This window comes from Klebsiella sp. GG_Kp146 (assembly GCF_040061975.1).
Lineage (GTDB): Bacteria > Pseudomonadota > Gammaproteobacteria > Enterobacterales > Enterobacteriaceae > Klebsiella > Klebsiella quasipneumoniae.
The window spans coordinates 271,294-285,227 of record NZ_JBEAHA010000004.1; the positions used below are offsets into that span (position 1 = coordinate 271,294).

At 50.1% G+C, this 13,934-nt stretch carries 11 protein-coding genes and 2 pseudogenes; all 13 read right to left on the reverse strand.

The features are described from left to right. Window positions 1-23 precede the first annotated feature (23 nt). Window positions 24-425 (reverse strand): lysozyme inhibitor LprI family protein, encoded by a 402-nt coding sequence (locus ABLU95_RS07260; protein WP_228742350.1) that lies wholly within the window; start codon window positions 423-425, stop codon window positions 24-26. A 114-nt stretch (window positions 426-539) separates the two neighbouring features. Then, a complete protein-coding gene (locus tag ABLU95_RS07265) occupies window positions 540-968 on the reverse strand; it encodes a hypothetical protein (RefSeq protein WP_142375728.1) in 429 nt (142 codons plus the stop codon). A gap of 1 nt (window position 969) precedes the next feature. After that, window positions 970-1,326 carry a hypothetical protein gene (locus ABLU95_RS07270; protein WP_101978642.1) on the reverse strand — a complete coding sequence of 119 codons (357 nt, stop codon included), beginning with the start codon at window positions 1,324-1,326 and terminating at the stop codon, window positions 970-972. Then, window positions 1,316-3,816, reverse strand: a pseudogene (locus ABLU95_RS07275) (hypothetical protein). The gene ABLU95_RS07270 and the pseudogene ABLU95_RS07275 overlap by 11 nt, the downstream one beginning before the upstream one ends. Window positions 3,817-4,158: 342 nt before the next feature. Then, window positions 4,159-4,629 carry a DUF3828 domain-containing protein gene (locus ABLU95_RS07280; RefSeq protein ID WP_032428952.1) on the reverse strand — a complete coding sequence of 157 codons (471 nt, stop codon included), beginning with the start codon at window positions 4,627-4,629 and terminating at the stop codon, window positions 4,159-4,161. Window positions 4,630-4,702: 73 nt separating this feature from the next. Further along, window positions 4,703-5,056: a DUF3828 domain-containing protein gene (locus ABLU95_RS07285; protein WP_228742348.1), complete on the reverse strand. Its 354-nt coding sequence runs from the start codon at window positions 5,054-5,056 to the stop codon at window positions 4,703-4,705. 198 nt (window positions 5,057-5,254) lie between these two features. Beyond that, window positions 5,255-7,612, reverse strand: coding sequence for a type VI secretion system Vgr family protein (gene vgrG / locus ABLU95_RS07290; RefSeq protein WP_101978644.1), 2,358 nt, complete (start codon window positions 7,610-7,612; stop codon window positions 5,255-5,257). Next, window positions 7,609-8,559 (reverse strand): annotated as a pseudogene (locus ABLU95_RS07295) (AAA family ATPase); the annotation flags it as partial. The pseudogene ABLU95_RS07295 and the gene vgrG, both read right to left, overlap by 4 nt. Before the next feature lie 340 nt (window positions 8,560-8,899). Further along, window positions 8,900-9,391 carry an Hcp family type VI secretion system effector gene (locus tag ABLU95_RS07300; RefSeq protein WP_023290568.1) on the reverse strand — a complete coding sequence of 164 codons (492 nt, stop codon included), beginning with the start codon at window positions 9,389-9,391 and terminating at the stop codon, window positions 8,900-8,902. 2 nt (window positions 9,392-9,393) lie between these two features. Continuing rightward, a complete protein-coding gene (locus ABLU95_RS07305) occupies window positions 9,394-11,073 on the reverse strand; it encodes an OmpA family protein (RefSeq protein WP_135719537.1) in 1,680 nt (559 codons plus the stop codon). After that, a complete protein-coding gene (tssL, locus tag ABLU95_RS07310; RefSeq protein ID WP_023290570.1) occupies window positions 11,073-11,762 on the reverse strand; it encodes a type VI secretion system protein TssL, short form in 690 nt (229 codons plus the stop codon). Before tssL ends, ABLU95_RS07305 begins: the two co-directional genes overlap by 1 nt. Beyond that, on the reverse strand, window positions 11,759-13,108 hold the full coding sequence (tssK, locus tag ABLU95_RS07315; protein WP_101978646.1) for a type VI secretion system baseplate subunit TssK: 1,350 nt from the start codon (window positions 13,106-13,108) through the stop codon (window positions 11,759-11,761). The genes tssL and tssK overlap by 4 nt, the downstream gene beginning before the upstream one ends. A gap of 11 nt (window positions 13,109-13,119) precedes the next feature. Next, the coding region (tssC, locus tag ABLU95_RS07320; protein WP_348879135.1) for a type VI secretion system contractile sheath large subunit at window positions 13,120-13,934 on the reverse strand (815 nt) is incomplete at its 5' end.

The following is a 13,934-nucleotide window of genomic DNA, read 5'->3' on the forward strand; positions in this document are numbered from 1 at the left end:
AAAGTAACTAGCCTCCAGATATATTAATCCTGAATCTGTTTCAGTAAGTCATTTAACTCATTCACTCTTGAAATATTCATGTCCATACGGCATACGCTGTACATCGGCGAACCGATTATAAACCCTTGAACATCACACCAATTTTCACGTGATGCAATCCAGTTTTTTTGCGCCGTCTCGAATTTACTTGTAATGTCAGATATTTCACGCGCTTTAATGATTTTGTATATTTTCTGGTAAACAATATTCATATCTTTCTTTGCGGCGTCTGATGCCTGGTCGGCACAACCCATTACAACAGAGTTATTTATATCTTGATTCAGTTTGCGACAATCAGTTTCGATCTTGGAATAGTCGGTTAGTACAGCATGTGAAATGCAAGGGAGTATTAGAAGTAAAGTCAGCGCTTTGTTCTTAATCTTCATTGTATTTGAAAAATCCAGTAGCGGCATTAGTAATTTAACTTACCTATAAGTGCCTGGTTCTACAATTAAAAAGACCCATTCTTGATTCAATGGCATGTAAATGCTTTTGAATGTTTATTCTGTATCATACTCGTCACCTTTCCATCTCAAGATATATTTGGGTCCGCAAAAAATATCTTTTAGCCCTTTGTGTGATTTTTTGGATATGCCAATGGATGTACACATATATGCTGCATCTATTGATTTTCCATCATGTATTGTGATTTTGAATGTTAAAGTAGGAGAATTGTCGAGGTTAGACATACAGTTCGATTGATCGCAAGTACCTGGTGGTGTTGAACTCAGAAATGTATACTCGATGATATCTTTTTTACCGTCACCATTTAAGTCAGTAGTAACGCGACCTGTTTGCCCATCGACAAAACCAGAGTTTTTCACCTTACTTGCCGTTACCAGCATATCAACATCTTTGGTTTGAGAACATTGAGCATATGTTGCCGATGCCATTAAAATTAACATAGCCAAAGAGAGTTTTATGTTCATTTTAATAATTATCAACTGTCTTCATATAGGTTTTAATAAAATCATTTAGTTGCTCTACACCATCATATTCGCATTGGTTTTCTATCAAATCTGTTCGTTGACCTTCCATCGAGTTATATAAGCTGCATCGTTCAGAAATAGACTTCCGTTGACTATTATAAAACGCCATATCAATTGAATACTCCTTACCAGATTTGGTAATAATCTCTTTAATGGAGTCCTCTGTTTTTTTTGTGCTGGTTTGTATGCAGTCGATCATATCCGGATGAGATTGCATCGAGGAATTGCAAGTTTGTGGTTCCTTTGCAAAAGAAATAACAGGCAAAAAAACAAGTAATGCAAGTAATTTAATCTTCATTTTTTAACTCCAGATTTAACTCATTTAACTTTAATAAATCTTTCTTCTCTGTCAGAGCTCGTGTTTTTAGATCGTCCCACCAAGTCGGGGATGATGGGAAAAGATCTTCAACATGATTTATTTTATAGTCCTGAACAATAGTTATCACATCTGCATCTGTTAATGTTTCAAAATCCTTTCCTTTCAACGCTCTCGAAATTAAACCAGTTGTAGGGCCATATTGAACGGAAGTCGACCAAATCATATCATTGATTGCGGCACGAGAATGTGAAAAATTTAGCCCTTTAGATGCTAACAAGTCTATTTGTACTTGATAGTGTGTTTTTTCAATGAAAAGATGCTGATCCTGTGCAAATTCTTCTTTGTGATCGACCGCAATTTTTTTCCATACTTTATTGAATTCAGGTGTGGCGGGTTCTTTACCTTCGAATAAATCTTGGTATTTTGACACAGCAATATATTTATTAACCGTTCCCATTTTAGAAGATAATTGATACATTCCATATGACACACCACCATGATCTCCTTTTCCAGATGAAATTACCCCAGGCCCCCTTCCTCCAGATTCATATCGCTCTGAAGTTTTCCCAAGCGGCCATGTTCCTGATGATTTTTTCATAAAGCCTAAGAACATAATCGGATGCATGTGCCACAGTGAAGGTCCTAGTTTTTCGGATGTAACATCCTGCATCCATGCCATTTTATCGATAAAATCTTCACTGTATTTCTTCCATTCTGGGGCTTCTTTTTTCAGCGCATTGAGGAAAGGTTGCCAAATAGCGTCACCTTTTTTGAAGTACCAATCGCTGGGATGTTTTACGATTGTTTTCTGGATGGTGTCACGATAGTCGGGATTATGAAGTGCTCTCCAGTACTCCATTGGCGAATATCGGTCACTTCCGCTATCAATTTTATCCAGCAGGCGCTGATAATTATGCTTCACGAGAGCATGACTGGTTCGTGTATCACCGGTCGCAGCCTCATAGAGCGAGTTGATTAGGCTGCGGAAGAATCCAGTGGGCTGGTTTTTTCCATCCAGGTAATCAAAGCTGGCAGGTTCTGCGGTTTCAGTTCTGAAGCCCAGTTTTGCCAGATCATACTGCGACAAAAGTTGAGGTTCCGTCTGGCCTTTGGGGGCGTAAGCATTTTCTGGTCGCAGCTGCCAGTATTCCTGTTTGGTCGACTTATCGACTTCCGTTTGCACCTGACTCAGTGGAAGGGTCCCCGCTCTGGTTGTTACCCTTGTATCCTTTGTGAATGTTCCTGTTGCAACATCTTTTTTGTACAACGCAAGGCCCGGAGAGTACTTCAGCCAGATTGGATTTTTTTTTTTCCCACCTGCTCAGGGTTGGTCAGGAACGTTTCCAGATTATCATCCATACTCGTGCATTCGATATGAACCTGGTATCGCGCTTCATATCCGCCATCCTTAGGTGCCTGATAATATCCCATATGACCAACAGGATCACCTGCACTGATAGCAAAGGGAGTCGGGCATACTACCTCGTCAAATTTCATCGCTTCTTTTGCTGGCGGCATGAGTTTCTGCCACCAGGAAGGCTGTACCACCCCATCAGTGCCAGGAGACAGGTTGTTTTTGTCCACAAGCATCCAGTATTGCTGCCCTGGCTTCAGGGATGTTTTCTTGCCCTTTTTCAACGCCTGTTCTGAGAGGCTAACAAAGGTAACAAGGCCATACTCTCGCTTATTAAATGCAACAGTATGGAGGCCGCTGTCTGTTTTATCCCACTCAACAATAGATCCTTTTGGGATCGTGCCCTTGCGATAGCTTTCACTGGTACTTTTATTGTTGGTACTGGCGGTCATGACCCATTCTGGATCGTAGGCAGTAAGCGTATCCTGGACTGTCCACTTTGTTTCCGCCGGATTGACACTATAGGCTGAATAGGGGGCAAGGTGCATATACAGGGTATAGAAATGCAGCCCGCTGGATTCTTTCTCCCCTAGTTGAATAAAGTGTTTAACCAGAACAAACGAACCGGAAAAGCTCAGTGGGCCGGATTCCCATGCAAGCGTCAGATAATCCTTGCAGACACGATAAGCAACCACTACGCCGTCAGCCATGCATCGCACAGCCTGCTCGCCTTTAAAGAGGACCGGGAAATCCAGTGCTTCAAGACGAGACTTGCCACTCAGAGCACACCACGGGGTCGTTGCTTCCGTGATATGGATCCCGCCATGCCACATCCCACTTCGGCCAATCATATACTGCCCGGTGGATTCCCCCCCGACATGAGAGAGGATCTCTTCCTGATTATTGAACTCACTTCCCCGGTTATTAGAAGGGATCGGCCAGACAATCTTAATTTTTCCTTTTTGGGTAGCCGTGGCGTTCTGCTCTGATGTGGTATTATCGTCATAACGATAAAGTGTATAGCGTATGTTTTGATCACGATATATCTGGGCAGGATAGAACCCCCTTTCCTGGACAAAATCAGATACCCAGTGTGTACCATTAAACATCGCCATATGACCATGCACATGATGTGGTGCTGCCTGGATTACGACAACATCCCCCGCTTGCTGACCAGAAATTGTGAATACACCGCCAGTACGCACTGTTGTAGCGCTATCCACAATTTTAAAGTTATTTTCAAGCAACCATGGGCCATAATTTTTAGCTGATTCAATTCCTGAATTTTTTGCAGATACCCCTCCAGCTATTAATGCTTTTTTAACATAGCGGGCACATTTTGACTCGCCATATTTAAGTTTTTTATCTATGCCATTTTTAAAATTTTCAGCGTTAATTTTCGCTCTGGCTTGGGCCTGAGTGTTTAAAACACTAACTGCTACTTTCTTGTCCAGCATTTATTCTTCCCCCTCTGCTTGCCGAGGGCAATAAATACTACTATGAGATATGGGCTTAACAGAATCCATTAACCAGTTCCCTTTTTCTTTAACCAGGTTAACGGCATACAGGGATACGCCCTTACCATATCCTAATATTAGCTTCACTTGTGCGACCTGGTCATTCTCTGAAACAGTTTCCACATTAATGCTGTCTTTCCATTCTTCACAAATATCCTGAGCATCGACAAAATAATCAGCACCTGATTCATCATTATCCCGCAGACTTCTGAGATGCTCAGTTGTATATTCAAAAATAGCTTTTTGAGTTAGTTTATCAGCTGATTCCATATCAGGCATTTCAGATGCGACGAGGTAATCATGATAAAAATTTGCAACAATTTCCCGAGGCATTGAACTATCGTTCGCTGAAGCTGAGGCTATATTGGCCACGCAGAATAAACAGCAAGCAAAAATAATCTTCTTCAACATGAACGTCTCTCCGTAGATATGTTGGTATTTGTATAAGTAGTCGAGGTGAGAAATTTAGAAAATGACTACATTCTTATTGTTCCGTTACGCTGGTGATTTTCCACTCCCCATCAATTCTTTCCAGCACAACCTTAAATTTAACTTTAGGCTCGGAATCTGCTCCTAAAATAACGTTAACTGAAGAGTCATTCTTTTTCTGATATACATCAAAGGTACTTATACTTACTTTCCATGAAGGATAAACATCTTGTGATTTTGTAAAATAATCAACATCAGTATCAACCCAAGCACCATGCCAGTTACAAATATAGCGCCCTTTAAACTGCTTGCATTCGCGATTTTGTGAACATTTCCCTTCGCGTTCTTCTGCCGACACTGAATCATCAGAATCATAATTACACATCATTGAGTCATTAATGCTTTTCATTAATTCATCAGAAACATATTGGCTGAGAAATCGACTGTTGTCCGATGATTCTTATTTCAAATATGATTTATAAAAATTGTACACGATGCTTTCTGGGCTTGTTTGCCCGGATGCCTGTGTAAAATTTGATAAACAAAGCAAAAATGCAAATAAAAACACATTACGCATATGAGGAATTAATGGATCCATCATCAGCCCTTAGTCATTGAAAGATTTGCTGCTGATTTTGCTTTCCTGAGTGATAACCGTCAGCCTGAAATTGGGTGTTTCGTTGGGGAGATTTGCGCCCGATCCTGGTACCAGATAGTCAGACGTCTTCATGATAAACTCACCAGATGAACCATGCTCAATGCCGTTCTTACTCAGTCTCAGGTAAGACCCGCCACCGTTCAGTGTCAGGGTTTCCGGGGTGCTGATAATAATTTCGTCTTCACTGCTGGTCACCGTCAGTTGCTTTTCAGAAAACAGGGCCATCGTGTTGTGCTGAGCCTGAATCTCGATATCTCCCTGGTTGGCAACCAGCTTCGCCCCGTCTTTATGGACAAACAGTCCTAACGCTTTTTCCACCGTCACAGACAGCTGCTTCATCGCACCGATATCAAGATGTTGACCGGCATTGATCATGGTATTGCGGGTGCTGCTGAGCTGAAGATGTTCACCTGAGGTCAGTGCCACTCCCTGCGGAGCACTACCCAGCAGGACCGAAGACTGGAGGTCTTTGATTTTGTCGGTCACAAAACTAATCTGGGTATTGATGTCGCAGACCAGGGCTCCGGCGGCTTCAGCTGCGCTGTTCAGCGCCTGCATCTGGCTGTTGGCCTGGTGAATCTGGTTGATGGCAGGGGCCATTTCCAGCACCGGGCCCCGGGCTTTGGCCTGGGCATCGGCCGTCAGGAACAGCCCTTTTGCCGCACGAACCGCGCCATGCTCATCCGTTCGCAGTTCAAAACCGGCCCCGCGTTTTTCACGCTGGCTGTTGACCAGGTGTCCCAGGTTCAGCTGCGTTTTGCCGTACTCCGTCGCGAGCTTGATATGCTCCTCGCCCCGCTTGTCTTCCATCCGCAGCTTATTGTTCGCCGGGGTACGCCAGACGTTCCGCGTATGATTGTCACTGGTGACAGGGTCCGGATGTTCTGAATCATGCAGGGCATAGGCGATGTAGGGACGATCCGGATCTCCGCCGTCAAATACGACGGCCACTTCCGTTCCGTCGATAAGCGGGGAGTGGAATCCGTACGTATCACCGGCATACGGTTTCGCCAGCCGCAGCCACACACAGGCATAGCCCTGTTCAGAACTGTTGCGGTCAAAGTCCAGTTTTACCCGGTAGCGTCCTTCCGGATCGAGCCAGGAACAGGTGTCGCCTCTCTGTGTGCTTTCCACCCGGGCAGGCAGCGAGCCGGATATCACCGGGCGATTGAGCAGTGCCGGACGATAACAGACGGTTTCACTGTAGGGGATACCCTCAAACGTCAGCGTAAAGCTACTTTTGCGCGAACCGCTGGTGCGCACCGTGGTGATGACGATGCCTTCCCTGACGGCATCGGGAAGCGTTCCGTCCGTTTCCAGTACCTGACCCGGAGCCAGATGAGGGCTGGAGGAGTGCCCGGTGACCTGATATTGCGCATTCAGCATACGTTCGTGACGCAGGCGGGCGAAGTATGCCCCGGTCTCCGGGCTATCAGCGTCACCTGCTGTCAGGAAGGGTTCCGCATAATGGTACGTTTCTCCGGCGGTGATCCCTTCCTTGATGAAAATGCACTCGGCACTGTCCTGAGGTTGTAGCGCTTCACGGTAGTTGTAGTCCCGGGTGGCCACACTTCCACTCACGACATTGTATGCAGTCTGAATATCCCAGATGCTCTCCTGCCCGCTGTCACTCATCCCGGCCTGGTTGCGTAACGGCAGCGTGATGCCAAACTCATACTGCTCCTGGCTGTCCTGGAAAATCACCACGTCCTGTTCAAGACGGCCATCCATTTCATAGCGCCAGTAAATGCCCACTTCCGCCAGCAGGCGCTGGATAAACTCAAGATCGGTTTCCCGCCACTGGGTGATGAGCTCCCGGGATGGGTATTCCCGGGAGAGCCGGAACTCGAAATCAGGCCCTTCCAGCCCGTGTTTACGCAGCACCTGTTCAACCACTTCAGTGACCGACTGGTTGAGGTAGATCGCGCTCCCTTTCGTATAGTCCAGAAGGGCAATACGGGGAGCGATCGTCAGTGCATAACGGGTCTCATCATTCGAGGTGGACACACGGCGAAAGGACTCCACTACGCCAAAAACCGTCCGTACCGGCAGAGCTGGTGTCCCGTCAAACATCGGGGTCTGGAAAGTAAATGACGCCGGTTTCAGCAATAACGACTCACAGACAATATCTTTAGAGGAGCAGGTAACCGCCACGTCATAACGCCATGGCTGGCTAAGTGATTCCACCGCGCTGTAACGAAGAACATCAAGGAAATCACTGCATTCATGTACATCAACCCGATAACGTGACTGCCCTGACAGCTGTTGCACCGCGTCGGTGGCCTTCCTGATAAGTGTTCCGCTCATGACGCCTCTCCTTCTGCCTGTTCATCAAATTCCAGCACAATGCCCTGTTCATGATCCCAGGTCAGCTGTAGCGAGGACGGCTTTTGTTTTGCCGCCATATGGCTCAATAACTGCTGACTCAGAACCGGCAGGATCTGCTGGTTAAGCAGGCTGTCGACGTTACGGGCACCGGTATCCGGCAACAGACAGGATGTCGTCAGGGTGTCGATGAGGCTTTCACCAGTGTGAGTGGAAATGCCGTAGTGGCGTTGCAGGCGCGTACTCACCTGCGCCAGCTTCATGCCGACGATGGTTCGCATGGCATCTATTGCCAGCGGGCGGTATATCACCGTCTGGAAGCGGGCCAGCAGCGCTGGATGGAAATGATCGCGCAGGATCGGGCGTAACAACTCATGAAGATCGCTCTCAGTAGCTTCTGGTTGCTCTTCCAGTAACTGCATCAGCGGGTCACTGCCCAGGTTGGACGTCATCAGGATCACGGTATTGCGAAAATCAATTTCACGTCCTTCCCCGTCCCGCATAAAGCCCCGGTCAAAGACCTGATAAAACAGGTTCATCACATCCCGATGGGCCTTCTCCACTTCATCGAGCAGCACCACGCTGTACGGACGCTTACGGACTGCCTTGGTGAGAATGCCGCCCTGACCATATCCGACATACCCGGGAGGGGAGCCTTTCAACTGCGAGACCGTATGCGGCTCATGGTATTCAGACAGGTTGATGGTAATGAGCGATTTCTCACCACCATACATAACGTCAGCAAGTGCCAGCGCCGTTTCTGTTTTGCCCACTCCGCCTGGACCCACCAGTAAAAAGCCCCCCTGCGGTCCGTTTTCCGGCGTCAGGCCGGTTTTTGACGCCCTCAGGCCCTGGGCAATGGCGCTCAGCGCCGCGTGCTGACCAACAACGCGTTTTGACAGGTTGTGCTCAAGACTCAGTAATTCCGTATAGCGCCGGGTAAGAACGGTCAGGTCACCTTCCCCCTGCTCCAGCAGTTTCAGCAGCCAGTGCTCAGGCGTGATTTCTGCATGCGCACGGGTCTGACATAAAGAAGCCGCCCCCTCCTGTGCTCTGGCGCAATAAGGGTTAAGTCGTCGTAGCAGGACTGCTGAATGATGTTCCATGTCGTTCCCTCTTGTTCAGGCACGCTACCGCCCCTGGCCGTCAACCGATGCCCATAAGGTTCATGCCGATAAATTGTGAGCCTGCTCTGCAAAGCGTCTGTCTGGCAGGCGCGGTGCGGAGCAAAACAAAAAGGCGGACAGAAGGGATCTGCCCGCCAGAATCTTATGCTGTGGTGCGTTCGTTCCAGGAATCGGAATGAATGATGTTGCCGTCTTTGTAGGTCCAGGTGATTTTTTCGTAGCGCAGTTCGATCTGCTCAAGGTGGTTATGTTTCTCGAAAGAAGGATCCTTGATGTCGTGCATTTTCGGTGCAACTTTCACCAGTTTGACGTTTTCCAGCTTCGTGTTGAAGTACTCTACTTCCTGACCCGCGTCGTTGATTTTGTACCACTTGAATTCAGCAGATTTCAGGGTCTGGCCGGTGGTCACCGCCTTGTACAGGTACGGGCTGGAAGCGTCGATTTCTTTGGTGAACAGGAACGGCGTGTGGATACGGGTTCCGGTCAGCTTGCCGGTGTTATTATCGGTCGGGATGTACAGGTTATGCTCCTGCGCCACCACCTCAATGCTGCCCTCACGGTCCTTCACGTCCACGGAACCTTTAATGTCCGCGCCACCGTCGTCTTTCAGCCACAGATAAACCGGGATTGCCATGCTTACTTCTCCATTTCTCGAGTAGAAACGTCACGTACATCCTGTGACGCGTGTTTTGCGCCAGGCAGACGACAGGCGTCAGCCTGCGGTACCAGACTAATCTCGACACGCCGGTTATGCGAACGGCCATCAGGCGTGTCGTTTGATGCAATTGGTCGACTGTCGCCGTAACCCTGCACGGCAAAGCAACTTTCCGGTACGTCCCCGGTATCACGCATCCAGTTACGGACGGCCTCAGCTCTTTGCAAAGACAGGGTCTGATTTAGCTGAACGCTGCCGGTATTGTCTGTATGACCGCTGACCACGATCAGCCAGCCCGGTCTGGCTTTAATCCCTACCAGTGCGTTGACGAGTATTTTGGTGGAGCCGTCTTTGAGTACCGATTTGCCGGAGTCAAACAGAGACATGCTGTCAAGTCGTACAATTTTCGGTACCGGTTTTGGTTCAGGGGCGGGTGGCGGCGTCCAGGTATCGATAGCCTGCTGCAAGGCCAGCCACAGACGTCGGCCCGGGTAATAGCCCAGGCTGTAACACAAAGGCTCACCCTGGCGCTGCCAGCGTTCAAGCAGGAGCGCATCCTGCTTCAGGGCGGCCAGTGACTCTGCCTTAGGGCGATAGTGGTTCATCGGGATTGCATTCCAGCGCTGTAAATCGGTACTCACCTGACGGATGAGGTCACGATTATTGAGCGCAGACATACCCAATGCGGTCAGGGCACACAGCCACATCAGCAGGATCAGGCGACGGGTACGCTGGCCCCCCTGCACCGTTGAAGCAAAAGGTGCCAGCAGCGGCAGAACCGCATCCGGAAACAAACTTGCCGGTGCTGTCTGCCCTGTTTTTCGGAAAAAATGTAAACAGGTGCGGGTATATAGCCAGTCGGCCCAGACTGACTCTGTCCCGGGAAGGACGGTACCGAGGCGCATTGCCACGGAGAATGCTCGTTCAGGAGGCGTTAACCGATCAGGCTTTTCCAGCTCATCAGCCAGCGTATTACGGATAAAGGAAAATGCCTCACTGACGGCTGGCAGCGCCAGGAGATTGTCTTCCGCCTGCTGCCAGTCGATGAGATCCTGCGGCGAATCATTAACCGGACAGACAATCGGTTTATCACCCCGAACGATTATCCACGGCGTTTCAGGCCCGGAAAATTCTGCACTCAACACAACAGGCAGAGTGAAACCCGTCAGGGATTTAATCTGCTTACACTGCTGGCGGAGCGTTTTCAGTGTGGAACGAAGAACGGCTTCATCCTGATGATGATCTGGCAGACAGCGGTACATCACCGAGAGCTGACCAACCTGGCGCGGGAACTGCGTCTGGATACTGCGGACAACGTCAGTTAACCGGTTGACGTCACCAGCCCGCAGCCACCATCCCTGGGCTGTTTTACGCAGAGGACCGCCCTGAAATAACGCTTCCAGCATGTCACCACACACCAGTACAACGGGGCCCTGGGCGTCGGTTAAAGGCAGTTCAGCGGCCGGGAGGGTAACGTCGAATGTGGGCACTTCGCTCCAACAGTTTTTAAACACATACCAGCCTGCCAGAACGAGGATCAGCAGAGTGGACAGACCGTTGAAAACGTTGCCTGTCGGAATGAAATACCACAGCAACCACAGTAGCGCGGCTACGGCTGCTAAGGTGTGTAGGGCTACCGAAATGATGACTGTTCTACGCATTAGCCATGCAGCTCCGGTATTTGTGCTGACAAAAGAGACTGGAGCCAGAGGTGCCCCCCCCACCAGATAACGCCGGTAAGAATGACGGCCAGCACTATCCAGAACCAGACTGAGCGCATCAGACTCCAGCGATGTGTCCCCCTCCGGTGAACAACCAGAGACAGGCCTGCATCAGGCGGAGAAACCCGTTCAGAAAGGGCTTTCACTACCTCATCCCGCTGTGACTGGCTGACCGTCTTCAGGCTGTATAACCCCTGAAAGCCCAGCGCTATCACCCGGTGATAGCAGGTTAAAACGGCCGGGTTCGGTGAGGGCTGACGCAGAACCTCTGCAATGCGATCCCATAGTGCTTCACCAGCCCGAAGCGAGCCAAAAAAACGGGCCTGAAGTGGCGCTTTACGCCAGACCATCTGGCCTTCGTCTACTTTCGGCTCCTCTCCTCCTTCGTTTTCTCCGGGCTTACGGCTCATCACCGTTTCGTCCAGCAGGGCGCATTGTGCGTAGGAAATATGATCCACACTGGCGTCGTCATAACCGGCACGCTCCAGCGCTTCCCGCACACTTTCAACCTGTTTAACGCATCTGTTGTAAAGCGCAGATCCATTAAGCGTGATGGCGCCTTTCTTAAGCATGGTGACGGTAAGCCAGGTCTCCGTCATTAGCTGGTCGATATCGATATCCTGTCTCATGAGCGCAATACCGCAAACAGTTCAAGTTCCAAATCGCCAAGTAACTCAGGCACATAGAACATACACACCCCCTGCTCCAGCATTTCATGCGCAGCGGGGCTTTCTATATCAAGTGCGAAGTACTGGTTTTCCATGCGTACAGGCAACGCTGCCGGTACCCTGCTCACCGGTATCAACGGGATCCCCTTGAGCGCAGCACCATAGATCTCGCGGACATCATCAGGTGAACCTGCCTGACAGAGTGCCGGAAATTTCTCGGCAACCTGCCAGGCCGGGATATCCGAGCGTACAGAGAGATAGAGATCGGCCTCTTCACGCAGTCGGATATCGTGGAGGTTGGCCTTCCAGGTCTGTCCGTCCGGGCGGGTCATTTCCAGAGCAATGACCCGGGATGGCAGACTTGCCTCCAGCAAACCCGTTATCAGGTCAAACAGCGGAGGAAACGCCTTAGCTGGCTCCTCGTGGTCATAACCCGGTATGGCGTCCAGATCATGGTCAAGGGAAAAGGTCAGCATGCTACCAGCCAGACGAGCGAGCTCAGCCCACACCTGTTCAGGCGGACGGGAAGGAAAACGTTCGTATTCTGTCAGCACTGTGGCGTGAGAATTCAGTGCATTCAGCAACCAGAAAAGGGAAACATCGGCGACGGCAAAATCGGCGAGCCTTTCGTTGCTTTCTCGGCGCATCGTCATCAGACGCTGGCGTCGGGAGCGTAACTGGCGATTAAGCAGCACCAGACGTTCGTGAAGGACCGGGCTTGCTCCAAATGACGCCACTGGAGGAATAAAAGATGGATCCTGTCGCCACGCATTATGTCCATCCCGAATCAGTCTTGCGACCGGACACACTTTCCAGGAATCATTGCTTTCATGGGCAAACCGGATGATGAAATTAAACCGGGCAACTGCTATAGATTCTTCTTCAGAGCCAAAAGCATCCTGCAATGTTACCCACTCTTCACGATAGCGAAGCGGCCGTTCTGAACTGACTCCCTCCTGTTCAACGTTGCTCATACCTGGCTGCATGTGCGGCAATGCAATGACGACAGTTACCGCATCACGACCTGCCAGCTGGCTGGCATCTAACTCACGCGGCGCTGGAGGCAGATCGCTCCTTTGCGCATCAATTAATGAACCGTCTTCCAGCCAGAGACGTAACTGCGTAATCTGAATCAGACCGGACGAAAGAAGACTGTCATTAAACTCAATCATTTCCACGCCCCAGGGGAATGGGGACGCCAGCGCTGATGCACCGGCGCTGCGAAAAGACTCCCATTCAGCCTGTTGCTGGAACTGTTGAGGGGATAGTAAAGCCCCCTCGTTCCACAGTGGACGATAAATTTTCATCCCGTCCTGCCTTATGCTTTTGCTTTGGGCATCTGAGATACCAGCGACAGATTGACGTCCAGCCCCTCGACCTGGAAGTGCGGCACGGCGTACAGCTTCACGCGGAAGAAGCCCGGGTTGTCCTCGATATCTTCCACCACCACGCTGGCATCGCGCAGCGGATGGGAGGCCTGCAGCTCGTCGCCCGGATCGGTCATTTCAGTGACCAGGCTCCGCACCCAGGTGTTCAGCTCCAGCTCCAGCAGGCGCCGGTCCTTGGTGGTGCCGATATTCTCGCGCTGGATCATCTTCAGGTAGTGCGCGATGCGCGACAGCAGGAAGATATAAGGCAGACGCGCGTTAATGCGGCTGTTGGCGGTAGCGTCGGCGGTATCGTACAGCGCCGGTTTTTGCGCGGAGTTGGCCGAGAAGAAGCAGGCGTAATCGCGATTTTTGTAGTACGACAGTGGAATGAAGCCCAGGCTGGCGAATTCAAACTCCCGTGTTTCCGGGATCATCACCTCGGAAGGGATCTTCACCTGATTGCCGGTGCCCAGATCGTACAGATGGATGGGCAGATCTTTCACCGCGCCGCCGGCCTGCGGGCCGCGGATCTGCACGCACCAGCCGTTATTGACAAAGCTCTTCACCATATTGGAGGCGAAAGAGAACGCCGCGCTGGTCCAGAGATACTTTTCGTGGTCCGGCCCCTTCACCTGCTCGACATAGTTGAAGCTGCGCACCGGCACGGTGTCCGGACCATACGGCAGACGACCCAGCACGCGCGGCATGACCAGGCCGATGTAGCGGGCGTCGTCGGTTTCCCGAAACGCTTTCCAGCGAATAT

Coding starts and splice junctions, on each gene's coding strand:
- ABLU95_RS07260 (WP_228742350.1), bottom strand. CDS start 425: ATGAAGATTAAGAACAAAGCGCTGACTTTACTTCTAATACTCCCTTGC.
- ABLU95_RS07265 (WP_142375728.1), bottom strand. CDS start 968: ATGAACATAAAACTCTCTTTGGCTATGTTAATTTTAATGGCATCGGCA.
- ABLU95_RS07270 (WP_101978642.1), bottom strand. CDS start 1,326: ATGAAGATTAAATTACTTGCATTACTTGTTTTTTTGCCTGTTATTTCT.
- ABLU95_RS07280 (WP_032428952.1), bottom strand. CDS start 4,629: ATGTTGAAGAAGATTATTTTTGCTTGCTGTTTATTCTGCGTGGCCAAT.
- ABLU95_RS07285 (WP_228742348.1), bottom strand. CDS start 5,056: ATGAAAAGCATTAATGACTCAATGATGTGTAATTATGATTCTGATGAT.
- vgrG (WP_101978644.1), bottom strand. CDS start 7,612: ATGAGCGGAACACTTATCAGGAAGGCCACCGACGCGGTGCAACAGCTG.
- ABLU95_RS07300 (WP_023290568.1), bottom strand. CDS start 9,391: ATGGCAATCCCGGTTTATCTGTGGCTGAAAGACGACGGTGGCGCGGAC.
- ABLU95_RS07305 (WP_135719537.1), bottom strand. CDS start 11,073: ATGCGTAGAACAGTCATCATTTCGGTAGCCCTACACACCTTAGCAGCC.
- tssL (WP_023290570.1), bottom strand. CDS start 11,762: ATGAGACAGGATATCGATATCGACCAGCTAATGACGGAGACCTGGCTT.
- tssK (WP_101978646.1), bottom strand. CDS start 13,108: ATGAAAATTTATCGTCCACTGTGGAACGAGGGGGCTTTACTATCCCCT.